This window comes from Xenorhabdus santafensis (genome assembly GCF_033949405.1).
Classification (GTDB): domain Bacteria; phylum Pseudomonadota; class Gammaproteobacteria; order Enterobacterales; family Enterobacteriaceae; genus Xenorhabdus; species Xenorhabdus santafensis.
The window spans coordinates 1-257 of record NZ_VCDN01000493.1 but is presented as its reverse complement, the minus strand read 5'-3'; the positions used below and the strand labels follow the sequence as shown (position 1 = coordinate 257).

The window sequence follows — 257 nt, the reverse complement described above, 5'->3', positions numbered from 1 at the left end:
AGATTATGAGCGTTTGCAGAATACAGATTTAGTGCAAGAAAACCAAAATTTACGAGTACATGGGGAGTATCTCAAAAAAGAAAATAAAGAATTGAGTTATCAATTTGATGATTTGTATGATTTTTTTAAAAAATCTCAGAAGGAAAATAGAAAATTAAATACTGAAATAAGTTCGTTAAAGGCTCATATAAGAGATTTACAGATAAATATAAAGGTTTTATATCAACAAACGAAAAAAGTCTTTAAAGAGCAATTTA

General features: G+C 25.7%; 1 protein-coding gene. It reads left to right on the top strand.

Annotated features, from left to right (window positions below; translation table 11 throughout):
• The coding region (locus FE392_RS21085) for a hypothetical protein (RefSeq protein ID WP_439153524.1) at positions 1-257 on the top strand (257 nt) is incomplete at both ends.